Source organism: Streptococcus sp. 517s, assembly GCF_054445985.1.
This window is the reverse complement of sequence record NZ_CM136847.1, coordinates 1,276,646-1,302,188: the sequence shown is the minus strand read 5'-3', so window position 1 is coordinate 1,302,188 and position 25,543 is coordinate 1,276,646. Positions and strand designations below refer to the sequence as shown.

The following is a 25,543-nucleotide window of genomic DNA, read 5'->3' as shown; positions in this document are numbered from 1 at the left end:
TATTCTCCAATCATTATTTTCTAAGAAATATTATAAAATATGTCTGATGGTTTATCAACTATCAAATTGAACTTCTTCTAGTAAGTATTCGATAAAGCGTTCGCCCATCTTAGACAGGCTGGTTTTTTCATGCTGGATATAGACTAGTTCAATCGGGTCGTCAATGTCTAGTGGAATGGAAACGATGTTGTCTCCGTTGAGGTTGCTATTCAAAATCCCTGTTGCGATGGTGTAACCATCCAAACCAATCAAGAGATTAAAGAGAGTGGCACGGTCACTGACCACGATGGATTTCTTGTGGTGCTCTTGTGAAAGAATCTCCTCTGAAAAGTAGAAGGAGTTGTGCGTCCCCTGGTCATAACTCAGATAAGGAAAGTCTTCCAAATCAGCCAGTTTGACCTTGTCTTTTTTAGCTAGAGGGTTGGTCTTGCTAACAAAGATATGGGGTTGAGCGGTAAAGAGGTGGTGGGCTAAGAGGTGGTTGTCATCTAGCATTTTCGTTAAAACATCGCGGTTGTAACTGTTCAAAAAGAGGACACCAACCTCACTACGGAAGTTCTTGACGTCGTCGATAATCTCCCAAGTGCGAGTTTCACGAAGGAAAAGTTCGTATTTCTCCATATCACTTTTCTTGAGCAGGGAGACAAAGGCATTGACTACAAAGGCGTAGTGTTGAGACGAGACGCTAAAGAGTTCGCGGTGGGCGACAGGATTTTTATAGCGTTCCTCCAGAAGTTGGGTTTGCTCGACAACTTGACGGGCATAGGAGAGAAACTCCATCCCATCACGGGTCAAGGTAATGCCCTTGGGATTGCGGATAAAGATTTCAATGCCCATTTCATTTTCCAAGTCTCGAACAGCATTAGAGAGACTGGGTTGAGTGATAAAGAGTTGCTTGGCTGCCTCATTCATAGAGCCAGTTTCGACAATTTTGATAATATAGTGTAGTTGTTGAATTCTCATGTTTTTATTGTACCATACTTGCGGAAGAATGGGCAATGAAGACGAAGAAAATAGGGGGAAAGAGTCGGTCCAGTATTGAAAAAAAGTCTAAAATCTGTTAGAATGAAAGCTATGAAAACATTCTATGATGTGCAGCAATTTCTCAAACAGTTTGGCATTATTGTTTACATGGGGAAGCGCTTGTATGATATTGAACTGATGAAGCTCGAACTCTCTCGGATCTATGATGCAGGTTTGATGGACAAGCTAGATTACCTAGAAGCGGAAGCTGTTCTTCGTAGAGAGCACAAGATAGAATTAGACTATATTGAGAAAAATGGAGAAATGAACTAATGGTTACTTGGATTTTGTGGGCACTTATACTGGCAATGGTGGCATGGATGGGTTATAACTACCTTCGTATTCGTCGTGCGGCTAAGATTGTGGACAATGCAGAATTTGAAGCCTTAATTCGGAAAGGGCAGTTGATTGATTTGCGCGACCCAGCAGAATTTCACAGAAAACATATCCTCGGAGCCCGTAATATTCCTTCAAATCAGTTGAAGTCAAGCCTTGTAGCCATTCGCAAGGATAAACCTGTCCTTCTCTACGAAAACCAACGCGGACAACGAGTGACCAATGCAGCACTTTATCTGAATAAACAAGGTTTCTCTGAGATTTATATCCTTTCTTATGGACTAGATTCTTGGAAAGGGAAAGTGAAGACCAGTTAAGAGCAAGGAAAAAGTTTATAAAGTCGGTCTCATATACTAAATTAATAATCATTTCAAGGAGTTTTTAAGCATGCAAGCAAAGAAAAAAGTCTCACTAGTTTTAGGTATCCTATCTATTGTGCTCGGTTTGCTATTTCCAATTGTAGGCCTGATTTTGGGTATCATAGGATTGGTCTTGGCTATTTCATATCAAAAAGAATCTCAATTAGCCTATAAAACAGAAAAAATTCTGAATATTGTAGGACTTGTGGTTTCTGTACTTAACTGGATTGTAACCGTCGCAGTATTTTTAATTTTAAGATAAGCAATAAACAAAAAGCTTTAAACATAAAGCTTTTTTTGTTTTATCGACTCATCTCTAAATAGATTTTAATAATTTCTAATTCTTCTTGGTTTAAGAATCGGTATTGCCCTTCTGCAAGCTCTGAATCTAACGTAAAATCACCGAACTGAACTCGTTTGAGAGAGACAACTTTGACACCAACCGAGAAAAACATTTTTTTCACCTGATGAAATTTTCCTTCTGAAATGGTGATGGTGGCTTGACTAGAGGAAGGACTTGAGGACAGAATTTCTAGCGTTGCAGGTTTACAAGTGGTTCCGTCTAAAAAGACGATTCCTTCCTTAAACCGCTGGATATGGTCTGGGGTGAGCGGTCCGTTTACCACCACTTGATAGGATTTATCGACATGGTACTGGGGATGGAGGAGTTGGAATCCTAAAGGTCCATTGTCTGTCAAAAGCAGCAGTCCCGTCGTATCGCGGTCTAATCTGCCGATAGCATAGATCTGGTCAGACTGAATGTCAGGTGAAAGGAGGTCCATGACGGTTGGTAGGTTCTTATCCCTGCTAGCTGTAACGACTCCGTTTGGCTTATGAAGCATGAGGTAGTTGTGCTCGTATCCTTGAATCTGCCGTCCTTGAAAGACTAATTTCTGTAATCCAGTGTCGACATTTTGAGAGAGGAAGCGAGCTGGACACTCATCCACTAGGATTTCTTTTTTCAGAAGTGCCTGTTTCATAGCCTTGCGACTGATCTTTTCTTGGGCTAATAATCTATCTAAACGCATACCAGCTTATCTTATCATAAGTCTCTGACTTTGAAAAGAGTTGCCTTGACTATAAAAGCGGAGTGAAAACATTTACACTTGCTTGAATTATGTTATTTACTTGAAAATATGGTATAATTGCTCAGTTAGAAAATAAATTTTGAATATTATAGAGGAAATCATGACAAAATTAAGAGAAGATATCCGTAACATTGCGATTATCGCCCACGTTGACCACGGGAAAACAACCCTCGTTGACGAATTATTGAAACAATCTGAAACTCTTGATGCACGTACTGAATTGGCAGAGCGCGCTATGGACTCAAATGATATCGAGAAAGAGCGTGGAATTACCATCCTTGCTAAAAATACAGCCGTTGCCTACAACGGAACTCGTATTAATATCATGGACACACCAGGACACGCGGACTTCGGTGGAGAAGTTGAGCGTATCATGAAAATGGTTGACGGTGTTGTCTTAGTCGTAGATGCCTACGAAGGAACCATGCCACAGACTCGTTTCGTATTGAAAAAAGCCTTGGAACAAGACCTTGTCCCAATCGTGGTTGTCAACAAAATCGACAAACCATCAGCTCGTCCAGCAGAAGTAGTGGACGAAGTCTTGGAACTCTTCATCGAGCTTGGTGCAGATGATGACCAGCTTGATTTCCCAGTTGTTTATGCTTCAGCGATTAACGGAACATCTTCATTGTCAGACGATCCAGCTGATCAAGAAAAAACAATGGCACCAATCTTTGACACGATTATTGACCATATCCCAGCTCCAGTAGACAACTCAGATGAGCCTTTGCAGTTCCAAGTGTCACTTTTAGACTACAATGACTTCGTAGGTCGTATCGGTATCGGTCGTGTCTTCCGTGGTAGTGTGAAAGTTGGGGACCAAGTTACTCTTTCTAAACTAGATGGCACAACGAAGAACTTCCGTGTAACAAAACTCTTCGGTTTCTTTGGTTTGGAACGTCGTGAAATCCAAGAAGCCAAAGCAGGTGACTTGATTGCCGTATCCGGTATGGAAGATATCTTTGTTGGTGAAACTATTACTCCGACGGATGCCATTGAACCTCTTCCAATCCTACATATCGATGAACCAACTCTTCAAATGACCTTCTTGGTAAATAATTCACCATTTGCAGGTCGTGAAGGGAAATGGGTGACTTCTCGTAAGGTAGAAGAACGCTTGCAAGCAGAATTGCAAACAGACGTTTCCCTTCGTGTTGACCCAACGGACTCACCAGATAAATGGACTGTTTCAGGTCGTGGAGAATTGCACTTGTCAATCCTGATCGAAACCATGCGTCGTGAGGGTTATGAGCTTCAAGTATCTCGTCCAGAAGTTATCGTAAAAGAAATCGATGGTGTTAAATGTGAGCCATTTGAACGTGTTCAAATCGACACTCCAGAAGAATACCAAGGATCTGTTATCCAAAGCCTTTCTGAACGTAAGGGTGAAATGTTGGATATGATTTCAACTGGTAATGGTCAAACTCGTTTGGTCTTCCTTGTTCCAGCGCGTGGTTTGATTGGATACTCAACTGAGTTCTTGTCAATGACTCGTGGTTACGGTATCATGAACCATACCTTTGACCAATACTTGCCATTGATTCCAGGTGAAATCGGTGGTCGTCACCGTGGTGCCCTTGTTTCCATCGATGCTGGTAAGGCTACAACATACTCAATCATGTCTATCGAAGAGCGTGGTACAATCTTTGTCAACCCAGGTACTGAAGTTTACGAAGGAATGATCATTGGTGAAAACTCTCGTGAAAATGACTTGACAGTTAACATCACTAAGGCCAAACAAATGACCAACGTCCGTTCAGCTACTAAGGACCAAACAGCGGTTATCAAGACACCTCGTATCTTGACACTTGAAGAGTCTCTTGAGTTCTTGAATGACGATGAGTACATGGAAGTAACGCCAGAATCAATCCGCCTGCGTAAGCAAATCCTCAACAAAGCGGAACGTGAAAAAGCCAATAAGAAGAAAAAATCAGCTGAATAAGAGCTAGAAAGAGATAAAGATGGTCTATTTAATCATAGGGATACTCTTATTACTACTCTATGTATTTGCGACACCCCAAAGTATCAAAGGAACAGTCAACATCGTTATCTTGGTTTTTGTAGTTGTTGCACTCTTGATTTTGCTGATGTTGTCCATCTTGCAAATCTTCCAATTACCGACAGAATTCTTTGTCACAATCGCCATGTTGGCACTAGCTTACTTTAGCTTGAGAGACATTACGCTCATGCCAGTAAAAAAGAACAAAAGAAGATAAATAGAAAGAGAGCTACGGCTCTCTTTTTCGATGTCAGAATGAGGACTAGAGCATTTTCGCTTAGTATTATTTCCATAAAAATGGTAAAATAGTAGGAGTAGAAATGGAGTTTGAGACATGAAACTAATCGATCAATTTAAAAATAAGAAAGTACTTGTTTTAGGTTTGGCCAAGTCTGGTGAGTCTGCGGCCCGTTTGCTAGACAAGCTGGGTGCCATTGTGACAGTAAATGACGGCAAGCCTTTTGAGGAAAATCCTGCTGCTCAAAGTTTGCTAGAAGAGGGAATCAAGGTTGTCACTGGTGGCCATCCTTTGGAATTATTGGATGAAGATTTCGCTCTGATGGTGAAAAATCCAGGTATCCCTTATAGCAATCCGATGATTGAGAAGGCTCTGGCAAAGGGAATTCCAGTCTTGACTGAGGTGGAGTTGGCTTACTTGATCTCGGAAGCGCCAATTATCGGTATCACTGGTTCAAATGGGAAAACAACCACAACGACGATGATTGGGGAAGTTTTGACTGCTGCTGGTCAACGCGGTCTCTTGTCAGGGAACATCGGCTATCCTGCCAGTCAAGTGGCTCAAACTGCGACAGCCAAGGACACGCTCGTCATGGAACTTTCTTCTTTCCAGCTGATGGGTGTTCAAGAATTCCATCCTGAGATTGCGGTTATTACCAACCTCATGCCAACTCATATTGACTATCATGGTTCTTTTGAGGAGTATGTGGCGGCTAAGTGGAATATCCAGAACAAGATGACAGCGGATGATTTCCTTGTCTTGAACTTTAATCAAGATTTGGCAAAAGAATTGGCTAGCAAAACACAAGCCACTGTTGTTCCATTTTCAACATTGAAAAAGGTTGATGGGGCTTATCTGGAAGATGGTCAACTCTGCTTCCGTGGGGAAGTGGTCATGGCAGCTAGTGAAATCGGAGTTCCAGGTAGCCACAATGTAGAAAATGCCCTTGCGACCATTGCAGTAGCCAAGCTCCGTGGTGTAGACAACCAAACCATCAAAGAAACTCTTTCATCCTTTGGTGGTGTCAAACACCGTCTCCAATTTGTGGATGAAATCAAGGGGGTCAAATTCTATAACGATAGCAAATCAACCAATATCCTGGCCACTCAAAAAGCCTTGTCAGGATTTGACAACAGCAAGGTTATCTTAATTGCAGGTGGTTTGGACCGTGGCAATGAGTTTGATGAATTGGTTCCAGATATTACTGGGCTCAAGAAGATGGTCATCCTCGGTCAGTCTGCAGAACGTGTCAAACGGGCAGCAGATAAGGCTGGTGTGGCTTATGTGGATGCGACAGATATTGCAGATGCGACCCGCAAGGCCTATGAGCTCGCGACTCAAGGAGACGTGGTTCTTCTCAGTCCTGCCAATGCTAGCTGGGATATGTATGCTAACTTTGAAGTACGTGGAGATCTTTTCATCGACACAGTAGCGGAGTTAAAGGAATAATATGAAAAAAATTGTCTTTACAGGTGGGGGAACGGTTGGACATGTTACCCTCAACCTTTTGTTAATGCCTAAGTTCATCGAAGACGGCTGGGAAGTTCACTATATTGGTGATAAACATGGAATCGAACACCAAGAAATCCTCAAATCAGGCTTAAATGTTACCTTCCATTCTATTGCGACTGGGAAGTTGCGTCGCTATTTCTCTTGGCAAAATATGCTGGACGTGTTTAAAGTTGGTTGGGGAATTGTCCAATCGCTCTTTATCATGTTACGACTGCGTCCACAGGCTCTTTTTTCTAAGGGAGGATTTGTCTCTGTACCGCCGGTTATAGCAGCGCGGGTGTCAGGAGTGCCAGTCTTTATTCACGAATCTGACCTGTCTATGGGCTTGGCCAATAAAATCGCCTATAAATTTGCGACCAAGATGTATTCAACATTTGAACAGGCTGCTGGTCTCGTAAAAGTTGAGCATGTGGGAGCTGTCACCAAGGTTTCGGACCAAAAAACTCCAGAACCAGATGAATTGGTAGATATCCAAACCCACTTTGATCCTAAATTGCCAACGGTATTGTTTGTCGGTGGTTCTGCAGGAGCTCGTGTCTTTAACCAATTGGTGACAGATCATAAGCAAGAACTGACAGAGCGCTACAATATTATCAATCTCACTGGAGATTCAAGCCTCAATGAGTTGAGTCAAAATCTCTTTCGTGTTGATTATGTGACGGATCTCTATCAACCTTTGATGGAGATGGCAGATGTTGTGGTGACGCGTGGTGGTGCCAATACGATTTTCGAACTCTTGGCCATGGCGAAACTCCATCTCATCGTACCATTGGGTCGTGAAGCAAGTCGAGGAGACCAGATTGAAAATGCAGCCTACTTTGTTAAGAAAGGCTACGCAGAAGAACTTCAAGAAAGTGACTTGACTTTGGAAAGCTTGGAGGAGAAACTCAGCCACTTGCTTAGTCACAAGGATCAGTACCAAGCTAGCATGAAAGCTTCGACTGAATTGAAATCTCTTGCGGATTTTTACGATTTACTAAGAAAAGACCTATCATAAGGAATATCAATGTCAAAGGATAAGAAAAAAGAATCAAGCCCTAAGAAAGAATTGTCTGAATGGCAGAAACGGAACCAGGAATACCTGAAAAAAAAGGCTGAGGAAGAAGCTGCCCTAGCTGAGGAGAAGGAAAAGGAAAAACAAGCTCGAATGGGGAAAAACTCTAAGTCGTTAGAGGGAAGTAAGAAGTCATCAAGTGATTCCGACCAGAACGAAACTGTTCCAGACGAGGAACCATCCGAAAAAGAAGAAAAATCTAAAAAGGATGATCCTAAAGTCAAAGAAGAAAAGAAGAAAAAAGAAAAACCAGAGAAACCAGCCAAACCTAAAATTGCACCTGTTCATATTTGGCGAGCTATGAGTATCTTGGTACCGAGTGTTCTGGTTCTCCTCCTTTCTATCTATCTCTTGACCCCTCTTTCGACTATCAAGCATATCGAGGTTAAGGGAAATGTCCAGACCCAAGCGGATGACATTAAACAGATTTCTGGGATTCAGGATAGTGATTATACTCTGGCTTTGTTGTTGAACAAGGAGAAGCACGCTGAGAAGATCAAGTCTAATCACTGGATAGAGTCAGCAAAGATTGACTACAAATTTCCGACAAACTTTACGATTGAAGTCAAAGAGTTTGAGATTGTTGGCTACTATGTGACAGGTGAAGACCACTATCCAATCCTATCTAGTGGAACAATTGACTCAAGCCCTGTCAACCTTTTGAACCTGCCTGAGACCTACCTAACAGTTACCTTTAACGATGAGCAGCAGGTGAAGGATTTGATGACGGGTCTTTCTAGCATCGGTGAGGGCATAAAGAGTCAGATCCAGAAGATCGAACTAGCCCCAAGTAAGGCAACTGCAGATCTTTTGAAAATTACTATGCTAGATACAGATGAGATTTTGGTTCCCTTGTCAGAATTGAGCAAGAAATTGCCTTATTACAGCAAAATCAAGCCACAATTGACAGAACCGAGTGTGGTCGATATGGAGGCTGGGGCATACAGCTATACCATAGCGGATAAGCTGATAGAAGAAGCGGAAGAAAAAGCCAAGCAAGAGGCAAAGGAAGCTGAGAAGAAAAAACAGGAAGAAGAAAAGAAAAAACAAGAAGAACAGGGAAGTCCAAGTCAAACGAGCCAGCAATCACAGAGTCGGTAGACTAACTTTTCCCCTTGATTTTTGAATGGTATAGAAGTCCAGTTTCAAGTTTTTGCTTGACAAGTCCTACTATAAATAATAGAATAGAAAAAAACCTTTAAAGCAGTCCAGAGAGGCAGCTAAGGTTAGACGGTGAAAGGGTGGAGGCTACCCATTTTTCGTGGAACCTTGCTGTTGGCAGGTTCCTTTTTTCGTGGTTTGTTTTTGACCATACTCTCTTGCTTGCAAAGGTAAAAGGAGAAAAGTATGCGTGAACATCGTCCAGTTATTGCTCTTGATTTTCCTAGTTTTGAGGCGGTCAAGGAATTTTTATCTCTTTTCCCAGCAGAAGAAAGTCTTTATCTAAAAGTAGGGATGGAGCTTTATTATGCGGAAGGTCCAGAAGTTGTCCGTTATTTGAAGTCACTGGGGCATAGTGTCTTTCTGGACCTCAAGCTACATGACATTCCCAATACAGTCAAATCTGCTATGAGGGTCTTGTCTCAGCTTGGTGTGGACATGACAAATGTTCATGCTGCTGGTGGTGTAGAGATGATGAAGGCTGCGCGTGAAGGTCTTGGGACACAAGCTAAATTGATCGCTGTGACCCAGCTTACATCAACGTCGGAAAGCCAGATGCAGGATTTTCAAAATATCCAAACCAGTCTGCAAGAGTCTGTGATTCACTATGCTAAGAAGACAGCTGAAGCGGGCTTGGACGGTGTCGTTTGCTCGGCTCAGGAAGTGCAACTCATCAAAGAAGCCACCAATCCAGATTTTATCTGTCTGACACCGGGAATTCGTCCAGCGGGAGCTGCGGTTGGAGACCAAAAACGCGTCATGACGCCAGCGGATGCTTATCAAATCGGTAGTGACTATATCGTAGTAGGACGTCCCATTACCCAAGCTGAGGATCCTGTTGCAGCTTATCATGCTATCAAGGATGAATGGAATCAAGACTGAAATTAAAGAAATAGATTATAAAAACAAAAGGAGAATATTATGACACTTGCTAAAGATATTGCTAGCCACCTCTTGAAAATCCAAGCCGTTTACCTCAAACCAGAAGAGCCTTTCACTTGGGCATCTGGTATCAAATCGCCGATTTATACTGATAACCGTGTGACGCTAGCCTATCCAGAGACTCGTACCCTAATTGAAAATGGTTTTGTGGAAGCTATTAAAGCAGAATTTCCAGAAGTAGAAGTGGTTGCAGGAACTGCGACAGCAGGAATTCCACACGGAGCTATCATCGCTGACAAGATGAACTTGCCTTTTGCCTACATCCGCAGCAAACCAAAAGACCATGGAGCAGGCAACCAAATCGAAGGCCGTGTAGCTCAAGGTCAAAAGATGGTTGTTGTTGAAGACCTCATTTCAACTGGTGGTTCTGTTCTTGAAGCTGTGGCAGCTGCCAAACGTGAAGGGGCGGATGTTCTTGGTGTCGTAGCGATTTTCAGTTATCAATTGCCAAAAGCAGATAAGAACTTCGCAGACGCTGGTGTTAAATTGGTGACACTTTCTAACTACAGTGAGCTCATCCACCTAGCACAAGAAGAAGGTTACATCACACCAGAAGGACTCGCTCTCCTAAAACGCTTTAAAGAAGACCAAGAAAATTGGCAAAACGCTTAAAACATAGAAAATCAGGTAGTCACTAGGATTACCTGATTTTTTATATGTGGGCAATAAAACAAAGGTTCCTAAGGGTAAAGAAGAATATAGGATAATGGTAGAATGAGAGTCCTCTCTTTTTTGGGGCATATTCAGATAATCAGTTTGAAATTTCCAGACAAATTTTTTGAAAGGAATCTGAAAAAGGGTTAAGATATTTATGTAAGAAAAAAGTAAACGCTTACTTAATAAGGAGGACACTTTATGTCATATAAAACAAGCAATGCAGAAGGACCTGTAGATTTTATTAACACTTATGATTTGGAGCCAATGGCGCAACAAGTCATTCCTAAAGCTGCCTTTGGTTATATCGCTAGTGGAGCAGAGGATACTTTCACTGTACGCGAGAACATCCGTGCCTTTAACCACAAACTTATTGTTCCACATACACTTTGTGATGTTGAAAATCCAAGTACAGAGATTGAATTTGCAGGTGAAAAATTATCTTCACCAATCATTATGGCGCCTGTTGCGGCTCATAAATTGGCAAATGAGCAGGGGGAAGTAGCTACTGCGCGTGGTGTGCATGAATTTGGTTCTCTCTATACAACTAGTTCCTACTCTACCGTTGACCTTCCAGAAATTACAGAAGCCCTTCAAGGGACACCTCATTGGTTCCAATTTTACTTTAGTAAGGATGACGGTATCAACCGCCATATCATGGACCGTGTGAAGGCTGAAGGCTACAAAGCGATTGTCTTGACGGCAGATGCAACTGTAGGGGGCAATCGTGAGGTCGACAAGCGCAATGGTTTTGTCTTCCCCGTTGGTATGCCAATTGTTGAAGAATACCTGCCAGAAGGTGCTGGAAAATCAATGGACTTTGTTTACAAATCAGCCAAACAACGCTTGTCTCCACGCGATGTCGAATTTATCGCTACATACTCAGGTCTTCCTGTGTATGTCAAGGGGCCACAATGCCGTGAAGACGTTGAACGTTCGCTTGCCGCAGGTGCTTCTGGTATCTGGGTAACCAACCACGGTGGCCGCCAAATCGACGGTGGACCGGCATCCTTTGACTCGCTTCAAGAAGTGGCTGAAGCAGTTGATAAACGTGTGCCAATTGTCTTTGACTCTGGTGTTCGTCGTGGTCAGCACGTCTTTAAAGCCTTGGCTTCAGGAGCAGACTTGGTAGCTATTGGCCGCCCGGTTATCTATGGCTTGGCTCTCGGCGGTAGTGTTGGTGTGCGTCAAGTCTTTGAGCACTTAAATGCAGAATTGAAGACGGTCATGCAATTATCTGGAACTCAGACTATTGAGGATGTCAAACACTTCAAACTCCGTCATAACCCATACAACCCAACCTTCCCCGTTTACCCTCGTGACTTAAAAATTGTATTGATAATGAAGACGGCCTCCACCTTATGTGGAGGTTTTTGATGTTTTGGAATGTGTTTAACATTTCTAGTGTTATATAAAAATCAATTTTTATAGTTGACAAATGTAGATTTTTGGGGTATACTGATAATAGTAATTGACAAATGTAGATTTTGGAGGGATGCTAATGCAGATTTCAGATGCAGAATGGCAAGTTATGAAGATTGTTTGGATGCAGGGGGAACAGACCAGTACGGATTTAATCAGGGTTCTGGCAGAGCGGTTTGACTGGTCCAAGTCCACGGTTCAGACCCTTTTGGCTCGTCTGGTTGAGAAAGAGTGCTTGACCAGGAAAAAAGAGGGCAAGTCCTTTATTTATTCAGCCCTTTTAACTCTGGATCAAAGTCGAGACTTGCTTGTCCAAGATATCAAAGACAAGGTTTGTTCTCGTAGGATTAAGAACTTGTTGGCTGATTTGATTGTGGAATGTGATTTCACTTTGGCTGACTTGGAAGACTTGGAAGCTGTGATTTCTGAGAAAAAAGCTAGCGCAGTTGCTGAAGTAAAATGTAATTGCATATAAAGGAGACGTCATGTTAAATAGTATTGTAACCATTATTTGTATTGCCCTTATCGCGTTTATCTTGTTTTGGTTTTTCAAAAAGCCTGAAAAGTCTGGACAAAAGGCCCAGCAAAAAAAGGGCTACCAAGAGATTCGAGTGGAGGTCATGGGGGGCTATACGCCTGAGTTGATTATTCTTAAAAAATCAGTGCCAGCCCGCATTGTCTTTGATCGTAAGGACCCGTCACCCTGTCTAGATCAGATCGTCTTTCCAGACTTTGGTGTGCATGCGGATCTTCCAATGGGTGAAGAGTATGTAGTGGAAATCACGCCTGAGCAGGCTGGAGAGTTTGGCTTTGCATGTGGTATGAACATGATGCACGGTAAGATGATTGTAGAGTAGGAGGAAATGATGACAGAAATTGTGAAAGCAAGCCTAGAAAATGGCATTCAAAAAATCCGTATCACAGCTGAAAAAGGTTATCATCCAGCCCATATCCAGCTCCAAAAAGGGATTCCGGCTGAGATTACCTTTCATCGTGCCACTCCTTCAAACTGTTACAAGGAAATTCTTTTTGAAGAAGAAGGTATTCTAGAACCAATCGGTGTGGACGAGGAGAAGACAATTCGTTTTACACCTCAAGAATTAGGTCAACATGAATTTTCATGTGGGATGAAGATGCAAAAGGGAAGCTATACCGTAGTTGAGAAGACGCGAAAATCTTTGTCACTTTTGCAACGTTTTTGGATTACTAGCATCTTTACCCTGCCTCTTGTTTTCCTCATGCTTGGGATGTTGACAGGGACTATCAGTCACCCAGTCATGCATTGGGGCACCTTTTTAGCCACAACGCCTATTATGCTGGTAGCAGGTGGTTCTTATATTCAGAGTGCTTGGGCCAGCTTTAAAAAGCACAATGCCAACATGGATACCTTGGTGGCACTGGGAACTCTAGTAGCCTATCTTTATAGTCTAGTTGCTCTCTTTGCTGGTCTCCCTGTTTACTTTGAAAGTGCTGGATTTATCCTCTTCTTCGTTCTTTTGGGGGCAGTTTTTGAGGAGAAAATGCGAAAAAACACTTCCCAAGCTGTGGAGAAATTACTGGATTTGCAAGCTAAAACAGCAGAAGTCTTGCGTGAGGATCGCTATGTCCAAGTTCCCTTGGACCAAGTCAAGGTAGGAGACCTGATTCGGGTGCGTCCTGGAGAAAAGATTGCGGTTGATGGTGTTGTAGTCGAAGGTGTGTCCAGTATTGACGAATCTATTGTTACAGGTGAGAGCCTGCCAGTGGACAAAACAGTTGGAGATACCGTCATTGGCTCCACCATCAATAACAGTGGCACTCTTGTTTTTAAAGCAGAAAAGGTTGGTTCAGAGACGGTCTTGGCACAGATTGTGGATTTTGTGAAGAAAGCTCAGACCAGCCGAGCACCGATTCAGGACTTGACGGATAAAATTTCAGGGATTTTTGTCCCAGCAGTTGTCATCTTAGCGATTCTGACTTTTTGGGTTTGGTTTGTCTTGCTTGGGGCTAGCTTTGTGACCTCTCTACTTTATGGGGTGGCAGTTTTGATTATCGCCTGCCCTTGTGCCCTAGGTCTTGCAACACCAACGGCCCTCATGGTGGGAACAGGGCGGAGTGCCAAAATGGGCGTTCTCCTCAAGAATGGAACGGTTTTACAAGAAATTCAGAAAGTGCAAACTCTCGTCTTTGATAAAACAGGGACATTGACGGAAGGAAAACCAGTGGTCACTGATATCATTGGCGACGAGATAGAAGTGCTCGGCTTAGCTGCCTCTTTAGAAGACGCCTCTCAGCATCCATTGGCTCAAGCCATTGTCAAGCGAGCGACTGAAGCAGGACTTGAGCTTCATACTGTAGAAAATTTCCAAGCCTTGCATGGAAAAGGTGTTTCAGGGCAAATCAATGGGAAACAAGTCTTGCTTGGAAATGCTAAAATGCTAGATGGCATGGATATTTCGAGCACTTATCAAGAAAAACTAGAGGAACTGGAAAAAGAAGCTAAGACAGTTGTTTTCTTGGCTGTTGACAATGAGATAAAAGGCTTGCTTGCCCTACAAGATATTCCAAAGGGAAATGCCAAGCTCGCCATCAGTCAGCTGAAAAAACGTGGTCTCCGAACAGTCATGCTAACAGGAGATAATGCAGGCGTGGCGCGTGCTATTGCAGATCAGATCGGTATCGAAGAGGTCATTGCTGGTGTTTTGCCAGAAGAAAAAGCGCATGAAATCCATCAACTGCAACAGGCTGGTAAAGTAGCCTTTATCGGAGATGGTATCAATGATGCGCCAGCTCTCAGTGTAGCAGATGTCGGGATTGCCATGGGCGCAGGAACCGATATTGCCATTGAGTCGGCAGGGATTATTCTTACTCACAATGATTTGACAGGAGTGGTTCGTGCCTTTGATATGAGCAAGAAAACCTTCAATCGTATCTTGCTCAACCTCTTCTGGGCCTTTATCTACAATGTCATCGGAATTCCGATTGCAGCAGGAGTCTTTTCAGGAATTGGATTGGCCCTCAATCCAGAACTGGCAGGTCTAGCTATGGCCTTTAGTTCTGTATCTGTTTTAACCAGTTCACTCATGCTAAACTTTAGTAAAATAGACTAAAAGCGAGCTTGCTCGCTTTTTATACTCTTCGAAAATCTCTTCAAACCACGTCAGCTTTATCTACAACCTCAAAGCCGTGCTTTGAGCAGCCTGCGGCTAGTATCCTAGTTTGCTCTTTGATTTTCATTGATTCTTATTATAAAACAGAGACTAAAAACGTTTTCAAACTGTACTGTAATAGAGACTAAAAACTTCTGAGCACATTCTTAGGAGACCAAAAACAAATGTGGTAAAGTAGTAGAGTAAAAATTTGCTGAAACGTTTCCAATTAGTATATGAAAACGGATTTATCAAATTTTAAAAATATTTGAAGGAGAGTTATCATTATGACTCAAGGGAAAATTACTGCATCTGCAGCAATGCTCAACGTATTGAAAACATGGGGCGTAGACACAATCTACGGTATCCCATCAGGAACACTCAGCTCATTGATGGACGCTTTGGCTGAAGACAAAGATATCCGCTTCTTGCAAGTTCGCCACGAAGAAACAGGTGCTCTTGCAGCGGTTATGCAAGCTAAATTTGGCGGCTCAATCGGGGTTGCAGTTGGTTCAGGTGGTCCAGGTGCGACTCACTTGATTAACGGTGTTTACGATGCAGCTATGGATAACACTCCATTCCTTGCTATCCTTGGATCACGTCCAGTTAACGAACTCAACCTGGATGCCTTCCAAGAGCTTAACCAAAACCCAATGTACAACGGTATCGCTGTATACAACAAACGTGTCGCTTACGCTGAGCAATTGCCAAAAGTAATCGACGAAGCTTGCCGTGCTGCAGTTTCTAAAAAAGGTCCAGCTGTTGTTGAAATCCCAGTAAACTTTGGTTTCCAAGAAATCGACGAAAACTCATACTACGGTTCAGGTTCATACGAACGCTCATTCATCGCTCCTGCCTTGAACGAAGTTGAAATTGACAAAGCAGTTGAAATCTTGAACAATGCTGAACGCCCAGTTATCTACGCTGGTTACGGTGGTGTTAAAGCAGGTGAAGTGATTACTGAATTGTCACGTAAAATCAAAGCACCAATCATCACAACTGGTAAAAACTTTGAAGCCTTTGAATGGAACTATGAAGGTTTGACAGGTTCTGCTTACCGTGTTGGTTGGAAACCAGCCAACGAAGTGGTCTTTGAAGCAGACACAGTTCTTTTCCTTGGTTCAAACTTCCCATTTGCTGAAGTTTACGAAGCCTTCAAGAACACTGAAAAATTCATCCAAGTCGATATTGACCCTTACAAACTTGGTAAACGTCATGCCCTTGACGCTTCAATCCTTGGTGACGCAGGTCAAGCAGCGAAAGCTATCCTTGATAAAGTAAACCCAGTTGAGTCTACTCCATGGTGGCGTGCAAACGTTAAGAACAACCAAAACTGGCGTGATTACATGAACAAACTCGAAGGTAAAACTGAGGGTGAATTGCAATTGTACCAAGTTTACAATGCAATCAACAAACATGCTGACCAAGACGCTATCTACTCAATCGACGTAGGTGACACTACTCAAACATCTACTCGTCACCTTCACATGACACCTAAGAACATGTGGCGTACATCTCCACTCTTTGCGACAATGGGTATTGCCCTTCCTGGTGGTATCGCTGCTAAGAAAGACAATCCAGATCGCCAAGTATGGAACATCATGGGTGACGGTGCATTCAACATGTGCTACCCAGACGTTATCACAAACGTTCAATACGACCTTCCAGTTATCAACGTTGTCTTCTCAAATGGTAAATATGCCTTCATCAAGGACAAATACGAAGACACAAACAAACACTTGTTTGGTTGTGACTTCCCTAACGCGGACTACGCGAAAATCGCTGAAGCGCAAGGAGCTGTTGGATTTACAGTTGACCGTATCGAAGACATCGATGCAGTTGTTGCAGAAGCTGTTAAATTGAACAAAGAAGGTAAAACTGTTGTTATCGATGCTCGCATCACGCAACACCGTCCACTTCCAGTAGAAGTACTTGAGTTGGATCCAAAACTTCACTCAGAAGAAGCAATCAAAGCCTTCAAGGAAAAATACGAAGCAGAAGAACTCGTACCATTCCGCCTCTTCTTGGAAGAAGAAGGATTGCAATCACGCGCAATCAAATAATTCCTCTCGTCGAAAATCAAATGTAAACTTTGTAGATTTTATTCTTTGATTTTCTAGAGTCGAACTTGAAAAGATCGGAGCAATCCGGTCTTTTTATGGAGGATAGTAAATGAATTTAAATCAATTAGATATCATCGTTTCAGATGTTCCTCAAGTCTGTGCTGACTTGGAGCGTATTTTGGATAAAAAAGCCGATTATGTTGATGACAGTTTTGCTCAGTTTACGATTGGCAGTCACTGTCTCATGTTGTCACAAAGTCATTTGATTCCTTTGAAAAACTTTCAGTCAGGAATCATTCTTCACATCGAGGTTGAGGATGTAGACCAGAATTATCAACGGTTGAAAGAGCTTGGTGCCGACATTTTATACGGTCCAGCTGTAACTGATTGGGGAACGGAATCGCTACTAGTTAAAGGCCCTGCTGGTTTAGTGATTGATTTTTATCGTATGAAGTAGGGCGCGTAGTCATTTGACGTTAACCTTAGCTATTTTTAAAACAGAAATTGAGGATGTGAATTATTGAAAGATCGGAGCAATCCGGTCTTTTTCTTATCACCAGACTGCGATAGTTTACATTATTCTAATAAAAGGTTAAAAAACTTGATAGTTTTGTGAGAAGATTATAAAATAAGATTCAGTAAAGATAAAAGAGGTTTTGAAAATGTCTGAAAAACAAATGAAAATTTTGGGTTGGGTAGCGACCTTCATGTCCGTTATGATGTATGTCTCTTACTTCCCACAAATCATGAACAACCTGTCTGGTCAAAAAGGAAACTTCATCCAACCCTTGGTCGCAGCTATCAACTGTAGTCTATGGGTTTGTTACGGTCTTTTCAAGAAAGAAAGAGATATTCCCCTTGCGGCTGCTAATGCGCCAGGTATCGTTTTTGGCCTAGTAACGGCTATCACAGCTTTGATTTAAAAAGAAGACTGGTTTCAGTCTTTTTTTCGTATATATAAAAGTAAGTTTAGTGCTCTCATTATCCAGAGAGTTCCAAACTTTCACTCCTTTTCATGGTATACTAGAATTAGCAAATCAAGCGAGGTAAAGTGATGACAGAAATACTACAATTTCCAGAAGGATTCCTCTGGGGTGGTGCAACGGCAGCTAATCAATGTGAGGGGGCTTATAATCAAGATGGCCGTGGTCTTGCTAATGTTGATGTGGTACCGATTGGATCTGACCGTGAAGCCATTATCACAGGTCAGAAAAAGATGTTTTCTTTTGAGGAGGGCTATTTTTACCCAGCAAAGGAAGCCATTGATATGTACCATCATTATAAGGAAGATATTGCGCTTTTTGCAGAAATGGGCTTTAAAACCTATCGACTTTCCATTGCTTGGACTCGGATTTTTCCTCAAGGTGACGAAGCAGAGCCAAATGAAGCTGGTCTAGCTTTTTATGAGGATTTATTTAAGGAATGCCACAAGTATGGAATTGAACCTCTGGTGACCATCACGCATTTCGACTGCCCCATGCACTTAATCAGGGAGTACGGTGGTTGGCGCAATTGTCGCATGTTGGACTTTTACGCAAATCTCTGTCGCACCCTCTTTACCCGTTACAAGGGCTTGGTCAAGTACTGGCTCACCTTCAACGAAATCAATATGATTCTGCATGCCCCCTTTTTAGGAGCCGGGATCTGTTTTGAAGAGGGGGAAAATCAAGAGCAAGTCAAATACCAAGCAGCTCACCATGAGCTGGTAGCCTCGGCTATGGCGACTAAAATTGCCCACGAAATTGACCCAGAAAACAAGGTGGGATGTATGTTGGCAGCAGGGCAATATTATCCTAACACTGCCCATCCGAGAGACTACTGGGCAGCCATGGAAGAAGACCGTAAGGGTTACTTTTTCATTGATGTTCAAGCGCGTGGGGAATACCCAAACTATGCCAAGAAGCAGTGGGAGCGTGAGGGAATTAAGATTGAAATGTCGACAGAAGATTTGGACTTGTTAAAGAATCACACTGTTGATTTTGTTTCCTTCTCTTATTATGCGAGCCGAGTGGCTTCAGGCGATCCAGAAGTGAGGGATCTGACAGCTGGAAATGTCTTTGCTTCTATCAAAAATCCCTATCTGGAATCTTCTGAATGGGGTTGGCAGATTGACCCACTGGGGCTTCGTATCACTCTCAATGCCATCTGGGATCGTTATCAAAAGCCTATGTTCATCGTAGAAAATGGACTCGGTGCTATGGACACGCCGGATGAAAATAGCTATGTAGCGGACGACTATCGGATTGCTTATCTAGAAGCCCACATCAAGGCTATGCGAGATGCTATTTACCAAGATGGCGTTGAATTGCTTGGTTATACGACTTGGGGTTGTATAGATCTAGTTTCAGCTGGAACAGGCGAGATGAACAAGCGCTATGGTTTTATCTATGTGGATCGTGATAATGCAGGTCAAGGAAGTTTCAAACGGAGCAAGAAGAAATCCTTTTACTGGTACAAGAATGTCATTACCAGCAATGGTGCAAGTATTAAGTAGAGCACATTTGTTCACTATTTTTACAAAATCTTCTCCCTACTTTATAAGATAGGAAAAAGAGTTCAATTAGATCAAGCTTTTTGCTATAATGAAGTGAGAAACATAGACAGGAGAATAAGATGTCAGAACCATTATTTTTACAATCAGTTATGCAAGAAAAAATCTGGGGTGGAACCAAGCTACGTGATGAGTTTGGCTACGATATCCCAAGTGAAAAAATCGGAGAATACTGGGCTATTTCAGCCCACCCAAATGGGGTTTCAAAGGTTGCCAATGGTCGCTACGAGGGAACAGACCTAGCTACTTTGTATGCAGAGCATCGTGAGTTGTTTGGCAATCGTCCAGAACCTGTATTTCCGCTGTTGACCAAGATTCTGGATGCCAACGACTGGCTCAGTGTCCAAGTTCACCCAGATGATGCTTATGGACTAGAGCATGAAGGCGAGCTAGGGAAAACAGAGTGTTGGTACATTATCGCAGCGGATGAAGGATCAGAGATTATCTACGGTCACAATGCCAAATCAAAAGAAGAACTCCGCCAGCAAATCGAAGACAAGAACTGGGATGCCTTACTGACAAAAGTGCCAGTTAAGGCTGGAGATTTCTTCTATGTGCCAAGTGGTACCATGCACGCTATCGGTGCAGGCATCTTGATTCTTGAAACCCAGCAGTCTAGTGACACCACCTACCGTGTCTATGACTTTGACCGCAAGGACGACAATGGCAACTTGCGTGAACTTCACCTTGAAAAATCCATCGATGTTTTGAACATTGGCGAGCCTGCAAATAGCCGTCCTGTGACTGTCAAAGCTGATGACCTGCGTTCTACACTCCTCGTTTCTAGCGAGTTCTTCGCAGTTTACAAGTGGGAAATTACTGGAAAAGTTGACTTTGAAAAGACAGCTGACTATAGCCTGTTGAGTGTCTTATCTGGTCAAGGTCACCTGACTGTTGACGGGAAAAACTATCCAATCCAAAAAGGTAGCCACTTTATCCTACCAAGTGATGTTGAATCTTGGACCTTGGAAGGGCAAGGCTTGGAATTGATTGTTAGTCATCCATAAAAAAGAAAGGGCCTGAGTTCACTACTCAAGTCCTTTTTGATTACATAAATTGGGCAATAAAAACCACAATGATGATGATTGGAATGATAAAACGAAGAAGGAAGAGCCAGACTTGGAAAAGTCCTTGTTTCCAGGCTCTTTCATCAAGATGGAGTTCCTCCATAGCAAGAGCCTTTTTAAAGATATAGCCTGTAAAGAGAGAAAGGCAGAGGGCTCCAAAGGGCATGAGGAGATTGGAAACCAAGAAATCCATAGCATCAAAGAAAGTTTTCCCAAAGATGTGAACATCCGCCATGACACCGTAAGATAGGGCTGAAGGAATCCCGAAGATAAAGGTTAAAATCCCTAAAATAGCACTCCATTTGCCACGCTTGCGGTTGTCCTGATTAGTGATATTGCCCACATTGATTTCCAGCATCACGACAGAAGAAGTAACCGTCGCAAAGAGGAAGAGTAAGAGGAAGAGGATGTAGAAAATAGTTCCAAAAGGCATCTTGTCAAAGAGTTGTGGCAGGACGATAAAGAGCAGGATTGGTCCCCCTTCAGACTGGATATTGAAGGATGACATGGCTGGGAAAATGGCTAGACCTGCCATGATAGATACCGAGATGTTCATGGCTACGATGGAAATCCCTGACTGGACCAGATTGGTTTTCTTGTCCAAGTAGGAAGCATAGGTCAGCATAGCTGTCACCCCTAGTGAGAGGGCAAAGAAAGATTGACCCAGAGCATAGAGGAGACCAGCGCTAGTTAGTTTTGTAAAGTCTGGTTTGAGGAAGTAGAGAACCCCTTCCATGGCATTTGGCAAGCTGAGAGAGCGCCCAATGATCACGACAAAGATGATAAAGAGCAGGGGCATCATGACCTTTGAGGCTCTTTCAATCCCTTTTTGAACCCCACGTGATACAATAAAGATATTCAATAAGATAAAGGCGGCTTGAGCTCCTAGGGCAATAGCTGGATTTGAGATGATTGAAGTAAATAACTGAGCATAATCACCCGTTCCGCCAAGTTGGAACAATTTCCCAAACTCAATGCCCAAATAGACTAGAATCCATCCACCGATAACACTGTAAAAGGAGAGGAGGATAAAGAGGGCAAAGGCACCAATCCAACCGATAAAGTTGTACTTGTTATTGTTGCCCAGTTTTCCAAAGGTTTTGATAGCGGAAACGCCAGCACTACGGCCAAGGGCAAATTCAGCCAGCAGGAGCGGGAAACCGATTAAAATGGTGGAAATGAGAAAGACTAGTAAAAAGCCTCCCCCACCATTAGCAGCAGTCATGTAGGGAAATTTCCAAACGGCTCCAAGTCCGATGGCTGAACCAGCAGATGCTAGGATAAAGCCCAGTTTCGATCCCCATTGCGATTTTTCTGACATAGTTGAAACTCCAATCTCGTTTTTTAAAATAAGAAAAGGCTACTTGAGTTGTCAAATAGCCCTCTCTCAATGGCTCTTTATGAGCCTTCTGTTTGATTGATAGACTTGACTATCCTATCATGTTTTCTAAGGTCTGTCAAGAAAACCATTTTCAAGTTTTCACACCTTTCTCAAAAAGTTAAAAAATTTTCGCAAAAACGCTTGACTCTGACCTAAGGGGAGGGGTTATACTATTTCTTGTAAGGAGGAAATCATGTACCATATAAAAGAAGCTGCGCAGCTTTCAGGTGTCTCTGTTAAGACCCTGCATCACTACGATAAGATAGGGCTCTTGGTTCCCTTAAAGTCGGAAAACGGCTATCGAACCTACAGTCAGGAGGATTTGGAACGTCTTCAGGTCATTCTGTATTATAAATACCTAGGCTTTTCTTTAGAAAAAATAGCAGAGCTATTAAAGGAAGAAAGGACAGATTTATTGCCCCATTTGACTAGGCAGTTGGACTATCTAACTCGAGAAAGGCAACATCTGGATACCTTGATTTCCACCTTGCAAAAAACTATTCAAGAACAAAAAGGAGAAAGAAAAATGACGATTGAGGAAAAATTCACTGGATTTAGCTATCAAGACAATCAAAAATACCACCAAGAGGCGGTAGAGAAATATGGACAAGAAGTCATGGATCAAGCCCTCGAGCGACAAAAGGGTCGTGAAGATGAGTCTACGGCCGCCTTTAACCAAGTCTTTCAAACTTTGGGACAAAATCTTCAAGCTGGTTTACCTGCAACAGCAGCTGAAAACCAAGAGCAAGCAGCTAAGCTCTTGCAAGCCATTCGAACTTATGGATTCGACTGCTCTATTGAGGTGTTCGGTCATATCGGTAAAGGCTACGTCTATAACCCAGAGTTTAAGGAAAACATTGACAAATTTGGATCTGGGACAGCCCAGTACACATCAGATGTCATTGTCCACTATGTACGAACTCAGACAAAATAAAAATCGGAAGGAAATCTTTCCGATTTTTATTTTAGTTCATAAAGCCAGTCGTCACCGTCTTTGTAGTAAAAGAATTCACTTAAATCGTCTTCTAAAAAAACACGAAGCATATCGGACATATCATCGGTTGCAAGTTTTAGATGAGATAGATTGTCAAAATCTTCCCACCAAACCTTCCCTTCGTCTGAAGACTGGAGTTCACCAGAAAAGTGTTCTGTTTTGTAAAAGAGGACTACATAACGATAATCCTTGTCATCGTACCAGTTTTTGATACCACAGAGTTGGGGTTTGGAAATGGTCAGACCAGTTTCTTCTTTCACTTCACGAATGACAGCATCGACAAAGGATTCGCCACGTTCAACATGACCACCAGGAAAAGTAATGCCAGGCCAGTCAGGATTAACTCGATCTTGAACCAGAACCTTATCTCCGTTTTTTATCATACACATATTGACAAATTCGACTGTTTCTTTTCTGTTCATTTTTCACAACCTTTTATCTTTAATCATAATGCAGACTTCCTGCCACCCAGCCAGTACAGAGGGCAGAAGTGATGTTAAAGCCACCCGTGTGGGCATTGATATCCATGACTTCGCCAGCAAAGTGGAGGCCGGGAACGAGCTTACTTTCCAGGGTTTTGGGATTGATTTCCTTAAGGCTGACACCGCCTTTGGTGACAAAGGACTTGGCAAGAGACATTTTGCCAGTCACAGGGATTTTGAGGGTCTTGATGGACTGGAGAAGTTGTTCGCGTTCCTTTTCAGTCAGTTGTTTGACTTTTTCAGGATAGCCTTGCACAAGAAATTCTGCCAAGCGTTCTGGCAATAAGGTTCTTAAAGCATTTTTCAAGGATTTTTCCCGATTTTCTTCTAGAAATGCCACCAAGTCGCTCTCAGAAAGTTGAGGCAAAACATCCAGTGAAAGAACTTCCCCACCCTTGACAAAACTAGACATACGCAGAGCAGCAGGACCGGATAGACCAAAGTGGGTAAAGAGCAGATCGTGGGTGATGACATATTTGCCATAGCTTAAGGTCACATCGTCAAGCGAAATCCCCTGAAGCATTTTGTGTGGAAAATCGGTCAACAAAGGACTTTCAGCGGCTTCAAGCTCGGTAATGGTGTGCTTAAAATGGCGGGCAATCTCGTGACCGAAACCAGTCGAACCAGTGGAAGGATAGGATTTACCACCTGTTGTGACAATGAGTTTATCACAAGTGAAGCTTTGGTATGCGGACTTGAGGACAAACTGGTCGTCTATCTTTTTAACCGAAACAATCTCCGTTTGAGTAGCAACTTGACCACCGAGTTCAGTGATTTTCTTTTCTAGCGCCTCGATAATGGTCCGAGATTTGTCACTAGAAGGAAAGACGCGTCCGTGGTCCTCGACCTTAAGTTTGACTCCATTTTCCGTAAAAAAGTTGATAATATCATGGTTATCGAACTGAGAGAAGACACTGTATAGAAAGCGCCCGTTACCAGGAATTCCAGCCATTAGGTCATCTAAAGTTCCATTGTTGGTTACATTACAACGACCACCGCCTGTTCCAGCTAATTTTTTGCCAAGTTTTCGATTTTTTTCGATGAGAAGAGTTTTCTGACCATAAAAGCTACTGGAAATTGTAGCCATCATGCCAGCAGGTCCACCACCGATGACAATAGTATCAAAATGTTTCATAGCTCTATTGTACCACAAAAAACAAGAGATGCTTGGCATCTCTTGTTGCTCATAATCTTAGTTAATTTCATATCCCATCAACAAACCGCCATCTTCTGCATAGAAACTGCAGAGACCAGACGTCGGGATGATTTTGATATTGGCTTGTGGGAAGGTTTCTAGCAAGCGTTCTGACAATTGCTGACAGAATTTTTCATTACTGCGATGAGCCATGACAATTCGACCACCAGCATAGCCAGCTTTGATGAGTTCTTCATAGGCTGCTTGAAGAGATTTTTTGGGTCCACGCGCTTTTTGGAGTAGTTCTAGGGTTCCAGTTTCACTTGCTTCCCCAACCATACGGATGTTGAGAAGGCCAACAACTGCACCGATAAGCTTACTCAAACGGCCATTTTTGACCAAGTTATCAACTTTAGCAAGAACAAAGAGCAACTTCGTTTTTTCTTGGTAGGCTGTAATAGCTTCAACAATTTCTTCAAAAGAAAGTCCTTGATCAATCAAGTCATTGATTTTTTCGACAATCAAGTCAACCTCACCACCTGCAGACAATGTATCGATTACATGAATCTGAGTGTCAGGGTGTTCTTCAAGGTAGATATTCTTAGCGAGCTGAGCACTATTATGGCTACCTGAAAGAGTACCGGTGATAGTAACGACAAAGATATGCTTAGCACCTTCAAATGCACGCAAGTAATCATCGGGGCTAGGACAAGCTGATTTTGAAGCCTCAGAAGTCGCATACATGGTTTCCATCATGTGGTCAATGTTAAGTTTGGCATCATCGATAAAGACCTGATCAGCTACTTGAATGGTTAAAGGAACACTAACAAATTCAGTATCAATAGCAGGAGTTGCCAGTTGACGATAATCACAACCAGAGTCAGCTACAATCTTCCAAGTCATAGAAATTCTCCATCTTTGTCACTTATACATTGACAAAGGTTCTGTCTTTTT

At 42.6% G+C, this 25,543-nt stretch carries 26 protein-coding genes; 20 read left to right on the top strand and 6 right to left on the bottom strand.

Annotated elements, in window-relative coordinates:
- Nucleotides 1-54: 54 nt before the first annotated feature.
- Nucleotides 55-963, bottom strand: a complete 909-nt coding sequence (locus tag ACVX3R_RS06645) for a LysR family transcriptional regulator (protein ID WP_001222585.1) — start codon at nucleotides 961-963, stop codon at nucleotides 55-57.
- Nucleotides 964-1,065: 102 nt separating this feature from the next.
- On the opposite strand from ACVX3R_RS06645, the gene ACVX3R_RS06640 reads away from it, so the two are divergent.
- The 3 genes from ACVX3R_RS06640 (at nucleotide 1,066) to ACVX3R_RS06630 (ending at nucleotide 1,980) form a co-directional block, all read left to right on the top strand.
- Nucleotides 1,066-1,296, top strand: coding sequence for a YqgQ family protein (locus tag ACVX3R_RS06640; protein ID WP_004181724.1), 231 nt, complete (start codon nucleotides 1,066-1,068; stop codon nucleotides 1,294-1,296).
- Nucleotides 1,296-1,676, top strand: a complete 381-nt coding sequence (locus ACVX3R_RS06635; RefSeq protein ID WP_458794636.1) for a rhodanese-like domain-containing protein — start codon at nucleotides 1,296-1,298, stop codon at nucleotides 1,674-1,676. The genes ACVX3R_RS06640 and ACVX3R_RS06635 overlap by 1 nt, the downstream gene beginning before the upstream one ends.
- Before the next feature lie 70 nt (nucleotides 1,677-1,746).
- Nucleotides 1,747-1,980, top strand: coding sequence for a DUF4190 domain-containing protein (locus ACVX3R_RS06630; protein WP_458794635.1), 234 nt, complete (start codon nucleotides 1,747-1,749; stop codon nucleotides 1,978-1,980).
- Nucleotides 1,981-2,020: 40 nt separating this feature from the next.
- Here ACVX3R_RS06630 and ACVX3R_RS06625 read toward each other — a convergent pair whose 3' ends face one another.
- Nucleotides 2,021-2,746 (bottom strand): 16S rRNA pseudouridine(516) synthase, encoded by a 726-nt coding sequence (locus tag ACVX3R_RS06625; RefSeq protein WP_001235071.1) that lies wholly within the window; start codon nucleotides 2,744-2,746, stop codon nucleotides 2,021-2,023.
- Nucleotides 2,747-2,906: 160 nt separating this feature from the next.
- Between ACVX3R_RS06625 and typA the strand changes: the two genes are divergently transcribed.
- From typA to manA, 16 genes are all read left to right on the top strand, one after another.
- Nucleotides 2,907-4,748 (top strand): translational GTPase TypA, encoded by a 1,842-nt coding sequence (typA, locus tag ACVX3R_RS06620; protein ID WP_000164116.1) that lies wholly within the window; start codon nucleotides 2,907-2,909, stop codon nucleotides 4,746-4,748.
- 19 nt (nucleotides 4,749-4,767) lie between these two features.
- A complete protein-coding gene (locus tag ACVX3R_RS06615; protein ID WP_458794634.1) occupies nucleotides 4,768-5,022 on the top strand; it encodes a DUF3165 family protein in 255 nt (84 codons plus the stop codon).
- A 117-nt stretch (nucleotides 5,023-5,139) separates the two neighbouring features.
- Nucleotides 5,140-6,492, top strand: a complete 1,353-nt coding sequence (gene murD / locus ACVX3R_RS06610; protein ID WP_458794633.1) for a UDP-N-acetylmuramoyl-L-alanine--D-glutamate ligase — start codon at nucleotides 5,140-5,142, stop codon at nucleotides 6,490-6,492.
- A gap of 1 nt (nucleotide 6,493) precedes the next feature.
- Entirely contained in the window at nucleotides 6,494-7,552 is a 1,059-nt protein-coding gene (locus tag ACVX3R_RS06605) for a UDP-N-acetylglucosamine--N-acetylmuramyl-(pentapeptide) pyrophosphoryl-undecaprenol N-acetylglucosamine transferase (protein WP_458794632.1), read from the top strand.
- A 9-nt stretch (nucleotides 7,553-7,561) separates the two neighbouring features.
- A complete protein-coding gene (locus tag ACVX3R_RS06600; RefSeq protein ID WP_458794631.1) occupies nucleotides 7,562-8,710 on the top strand; it encodes a cell division protein FtsQ/DivIB in 1,149 nt (382 codons plus the stop codon).
- A 246-nt stretch (nucleotides 8,711-8,956) separates the two neighbouring features.
- Nucleotides 8,957-9,652 (top strand): orotidine-5'-phosphate decarboxylase, encoded by a 696-nt coding sequence (gene pyrF, locus ACVX3R_RS06595; RefSeq protein WP_458794630.1) that lies wholly within the window; start codon nucleotides 8,957-8,959, stop codon nucleotides 9,650-9,652.
- A gap of 39 nt (nucleotides 9,653-9,691) precedes the next feature.
- On the top strand, nucleotides 9,692-10,324 hold the full coding sequence (gene pyrE / locus ACVX3R_RS06590) for an orotate phosphoribosyltransferase (protein WP_268716481.1): 633 nt from the start codon (nucleotides 9,692-9,694) through the stop codon (nucleotides 10,322-10,324).
- A gap of 243 nt (nucleotides 10,325-10,567) precedes the next feature.
- On the top strand, nucleotides 10,568-11,743 hold the full coding sequence (lctO, locus tag ACVX3R_RS06585) for an L-lactate oxidase (RefSeq protein WP_458794629.1): 1,176 nt from the start codon (nucleotides 10,568-10,570) through the stop codon (nucleotides 11,741-11,743).
- 124 nt (nucleotides 11,744-11,867) lie between these two features.
- Entirely contained in the window at nucleotides 11,868-12,263 is a 396-nt protein-coding gene (locus ACVX3R_RS06580) for a CopY/TcrY family copper transport repressor (RefSeq protein WP_458794628.1), read from the top strand.
- Between the two features lie 10 nt (nucleotides 12,264-12,273).
- Entirely contained in the window at nucleotides 12,274-12,645 is a 372-nt protein-coding gene (locus ACVX3R_RS06575; RefSeq protein WP_049511580.1) for a cupredoxin domain-containing protein, read from the top strand.
- A gap of 9 nt (nucleotides 12,646-12,654) precedes the next feature.
- Entirely contained in the window at nucleotides 12,655-14,877 is a 2,223-nt protein-coding gene (locus tag ACVX3R_RS06570) for a heavy metal translocating P-type ATPase (RefSeq protein ID WP_458794627.1), read from the top strand.
- 326 nt (nucleotides 14,878-15,203) lie between these two features.
- Nucleotides 15,204-16,979, top strand: coding sequence for a pyruvate oxidase (gene spxB / locus ACVX3R_RS06565; RefSeq protein ID WP_458794626.1), 1,776 nt, complete (start codon nucleotides 15,204-15,206; stop codon nucleotides 16,977-16,979).
- A gap of 109 nt (nucleotides 16,980-17,088) precedes the next feature.
- Nucleotides 17,089-17,436, top strand: coding sequence for a VOC family protein (locus ACVX3R_RS06560; RefSeq protein WP_458794625.1), 348 nt, complete (start codon nucleotides 17,089-17,091; stop codon nucleotides 17,434-17,436).
- Nucleotides 17,437-17,641: 205 nt separating this feature from the next.
- Entirely contained in the window at nucleotides 17,642-17,902 is a 261-nt protein-coding gene (locus ACVX3R_RS06555; protein ID WP_458794624.1) for a SemiSWEET family transporter, read from the top strand.
- Nucleotides 17,903-18,033: 131 nt separating this feature from the next.
- Nucleotides 18,034-19,473, top strand: coding sequence for a 6-phospho-beta-glucosidase (locus tag ACVX3R_RS06550; protein ID WP_458794623.1), 1,440 nt, complete (start codon nucleotides 18,034-18,036; stop codon nucleotides 19,471-19,473).
- Nucleotides 19,474-19,592: 119 nt separating this feature from the next.
- On the top strand, nucleotides 19,593-20,537 hold the full coding sequence (gene manA / locus ACVX3R_RS06545) for a mannose-6-phosphate isomerase, class I (RefSeq protein ID WP_458794622.1): 945 nt from the start codon (nucleotides 19,593-19,595) through the stop codon (nucleotides 20,535-20,537).
- Nucleotides 20,538-20,577: 40 nt separating this feature from the next.
- On the opposite strand, the gene ACVX3R_RS06540 is transcribed toward manA, so the two are convergent.
- Nucleotides 20,578-21,918: a sodium-dependent transporter gene (locus ACVX3R_RS06540; protein WP_458794621.1), complete on the bottom strand. Its 1,341-nt coding sequence runs from the start codon at nucleotides 21,916-21,918 to the stop codon at nucleotides 20,578-20,580.
- Between the two features lie 253 nt (nucleotides 21,919-22,171).
- Here ACVX3R_RS06540 and ACVX3R_RS06535 point away from each other — a divergent pair, with 253 nt between their 5' ends.
- Nucleotides 22,172-22,912 carry a MerR family transcriptional regulator gene (locus ACVX3R_RS06535; protein WP_458794620.1) on the top strand — a complete coding sequence of 247 codons (741 nt, stop codon included), beginning with the start codon at nucleotides 22,172-22,174 and terminating at the stop codon, nucleotides 22,910-22,912.
- A gap of 26 nt (nucleotides 22,913-22,938) precedes the next feature.
- Here the strand turns inward: ACVX3R_RS06535 and ACVX3R_RS06530 are convergent, their stop codons facing one another.
- Genes ACVX3R_RS06530 through ACVX3R_RS06520 form a run of 3 tightly spaced genes read right to left on the bottom strand, consistent with a single transcriptional unit; the run spans nucleotide 22,939 to nucleotide 25,492 of the window.
- Nucleotides 22,939-23,394, bottom strand: a complete 456-nt coding sequence (locus ACVX3R_RS06530) for an NUDIX domain-containing protein (protein WP_458794619.1) — start codon at nucleotides 23,392-23,394, stop codon at nucleotides 22,939-22,941.
- A gap of 19 nt (nucleotides 23,395-23,413) precedes the next feature.
- Nucleotides 23,414-24,589, bottom strand: coding sequence for a BaiN/RdsA family NAD(P)/FAD-dependent oxidoreductase (locus ACVX3R_RS06525; RefSeq protein ID WP_458794618.1), 1,176 nt, complete (start codon nucleotides 24,587-24,589; stop codon nucleotides 23,414-23,416).
- A 57-nt stretch (nucleotides 24,590-24,646) separates the two neighbouring features.
- Nucleotides 24,647-25,492, bottom strand: a complete 846-nt coding sequence (locus ACVX3R_RS06520; RefSeq protein WP_458794617.1) for a DegV family protein — start codon at nucleotides 25,490-25,492, stop codon at nucleotides 24,647-24,649.
- Nucleotides 25,493-25,543: the final 51 nt, after the last annotated feature.

Bases quoted from the DNA above. Each gene is read 5' to 3' on its own strand.
- ACVX3R_RS06645 (WP_001222585.1), bottom strand. From the start codon at position 963: ATGAGAATTCAACAACTACACTATATTATCAAAATTGTCGAAACTGGC.
- ACVX3R_RS06640 (WP_004181724.1), top strand. From the start codon at position 1,066: ATGAAAGCTATGAAAACATTCTATGATGTGCAGCAATTTCTCAAACAG.
- ACVX3R_RS06635 (WP_458794636.1), top strand. From the start codon at position 1,296: ATGGTTACTTGGATTTTGTGGGCACTTATACTGGCAATGGTGGCATGG.
- ACVX3R_RS06630 (WP_458794635.1), top strand. From the start codon at position 1,747: ATGCAAGCAAAGAAAAAAGTCTCACTAGTTTTAGGTATCCTATCTATT.
- ACVX3R_RS06625 (WP_001235071.1), bottom strand. From the start codon at position 2,746: ATGCGTTTAGATAGATTATTAGCCCAAGAAAAGATCAGTCGCAAGGCT.
- typA (WP_000164116.1), top strand. From the start codon at position 2,907: ATGACAAAATTAAGAGAAGATATCCGTAACATTGCGATTATCGCCCAC.
- ACVX3R_RS06615 (WP_458794634.1), top strand. From the start codon at position 4,768: ATGGTCTATTTAATCATAGGGATACTCTTATTACTACTCTATGTATTT.
- murD (WP_458794633.1), top strand. From the start codon at position 5,140: ATGAAACTAATCGATCAATTTAAAAATAAGAAAGTACTTGTTTTAGGT.
- ACVX3R_RS06605 (WP_458794632.1), top strand. From the start codon at position 6,494: ATGAAAAAAATTGTCTTTACAGGTGGGGGAACGGTTGGACATGTTACC.
- ACVX3R_RS06600 (WP_458794631.1), top strand. From the start codon at position 7,562: ATGTCAAAGGATAAGAAAAAAGAATCAAGCCCTAAGAAAGAATTGTCT.
- pyrF (WP_458794630.1), top strand. From the start codon at position 8,957: ATGCGTGAACATCGTCCAGTTATTGCTCTTGATTTTCCTAGTTTTGAG.
- pyrE (WP_268716481.1), top strand. From the start codon at position 9,692: ATGACACTTGCTAAAGATATTGCTAGCCACCTCTTGAAAATCCAAGCC.
- lctO (WP_458794629.1), top strand. From the start codon at position 10,568: ATGTCATATAAAACAAGCAATGCAGAAGGACCTGTAGATTTTATTAAC.
- ACVX3R_RS06580 (WP_458794628.1), top strand. From the start codon at position 11,868: ATGCAGATTTCAGATGCAGAATGGCAAGTTATGAAGATTGTTTGGATG.
- ACVX3R_RS06575 (WP_049511580.1), top strand. From the start codon at position 12,274: ATGTTAAATAGTATTGTAACCATTATTTGTATTGCCCTTATCGCGTTT.
- ACVX3R_RS06570 (WP_458794627.1), top strand. From the start codon at position 12,655: ATGACAGAAATTGTGAAAGCAAGCCTAGAAAATGGCATTCAAAAAATC.
- spxB (WP_458794626.1), top strand. From the start codon at position 15,204: ATGACTCAAGGGAAAATTACTGCATCTGCAGCAATGCTCAACGTATTG.
- ACVX3R_RS06560 (WP_458794625.1), top strand. From the start codon at position 17,089: ATGAATTTAAATCAATTAGATATCATCGTTTCAGATGTTCCTCAAGTC.
- ACVX3R_RS06555 (WP_458794624.1), top strand. From the start codon at position 17,642: ATGTCTGAAAAACAAATGAAAATTTTGGGTTGGGTAGCGACCTTCATG.
- ACVX3R_RS06550 (WP_458794623.1), top strand. From the start codon at position 18,034: ATGACAGAAATACTACAATTTCCAGAAGGATTCCTCTGGGGTGGTGCA.
- manA (WP_458794622.1), top strand. From the start codon at position 19,593: ATGTCAGAACCATTATTTTTACAATCAGTTATGCAAGAAAAAATCTGG.
- ACVX3R_RS06540 (WP_458794621.1), bottom strand. From the start codon at position 21,918: ATGTCAGAAAAATCGCAATGGGGATCGAAACTGGGCTTTATCCTAGCA.
- ACVX3R_RS06535 (WP_458794620.1), top strand. From the start codon at position 22,172: ATGTACCATATAAAAGAAGCTGCGCAGCTTTCAGGTGTCTCTGTTAAG.
- ACVX3R_RS06530 (WP_458794619.1), bottom strand. From the start codon at position 23,394: ATGAACAGAAAAGAAACAGTCGAATTTGTCAATATGTGTATGATAAAA.
- ACVX3R_RS06525 (WP_458794618.1), bottom strand. From the start codon at position 24,589: ATGAAACATTTTGATACTATTGTCATCGGTGGTGGACCTGCTGGCATG.
- ACVX3R_RS06520 (WP_458794617.1), bottom strand. From the start codon at position 25,492: ATGACTTGGAAGATTGTAGCTGACTCTGGTTGTGATTATCGTCAACTG.